General features: G+C 78.0%; 1 protein-coding gene. It reads right to left on the bottom strand.

Annotated features, from left to right (window positions below):
• A partial coding sequence (locus P1P70_RS44925) for a polyketide synthase dehydratase domain-containing protein (protein ID WP_319248300.1) occupies window positions 1-1,135 on the bottom strand: 1,135 nt, incomplete at both ends.

Here is a 1,135-nt window from a genome sequence, read left to right as displayed (position 1 = left end):
GGGTTCGGCCGGGGGTTCGGCCGACGGTGCGTTCGGGGGTTCCGTCGGTGGGTCGCTCGGCGGGAGTGGCATGAGGCGGGGGACGTGGGCCGTGCCGTGGCGCAGGGCGAGTTGGGGTTCTCCGGTGGCCAGGGCGCGCGGCAGGGCGGCCAGGGAGCTGTCCGTGTCGTCGAGGTCGACCAGGACCACGCGGTCGGGGTGTTCCGTCTGGGCGGTCCGGGCGAGACCCCATACGGCGGCGTAGCCGGGCGCGGGGCCGGGGTCGTCCGGGCCGGTGGTGACGGCACCGTGGGTGACGAGGACCAGTCGGGTGTCGGCCATCCGTTCGTCGGCGAGCCAGGGGCGCAGCACGTCGAGGGCCTGCCGGGTCGTGGTGTGGGCGTCGGCGCCGGCGTCGTCGTGGCCGGGCGGGTCGCAGAAGACGACCACGGCGGCGGGCGCGGGGCCGCCGGCGTCGATCGTCTCGGTGAGGGCGCCGCGGTCGAGGTACGGGACGACGTCCGCGCCGAGCGTGGCCGCCAGCCGGGGGCGCAGTTCACGTGGGTCGAGGCCGAGCATGCCCCAGCCGCCGGTCGTGGGGGCGGGGGTGGTGGAGAGGGGCACGGTCGGCCACCTCAGGCGGTACAGGGGCTCGGTGGGCGGCTGTTCGGCGCGGGCGGCGGCCCGGATCGGCGCGGGGGCGCGCAGGGTGAGGGCGGCGATGTCCAGGACGGGCAACCCGTCGGGTGTGGCGGCCCGGACGCGGACCCCGCCGTCGTCCGTGGGGGTGAGCGTGACCTGGAGTTCGGTCGCGCCGGCCGCGTGCAGCCGTACGCCCGACCAGGCGAAGGGCAGTCCGGCGGGGACGGCCGCCGAGCCGGGACGGTCCGCGCCGAGGACGCCGAGGGCGAGGGGCTGGAGGGCGGCGTCGAGGAGCGCGGGGTGGAGGGCGTGGCCGTCTGCGCCCGCGCCGCCGGTGGCGTCACCCTCCGGGTCGCTGGGCAGGGCGACTTGGGCGTGGAGCGCGCCGTCCGTCTGCCAGAGGGCCGTCAGGCCCTGGAAGGCGGGGCCGTAGTCGAGGCCGGCCTCGGCGGTCTCGGTGTAGAAGTCGTCCAGGGGGACGCGTCGGGCGCCGGGCGGTGGCCAGGTGGTGGTG

Source organism: Streptomyces sp. MB09-02B (assembly GCF_033794485.1).
GTDB lineage: Bacteria > Actinomycetota > Actinomycetes > Streptomycetales > Streptomycetaceae > Streptomyces.
Note: the sequence above shows the minus strand (reverse complement) of the source record. Positions and strands in the feature narration are given on the sequence as shown.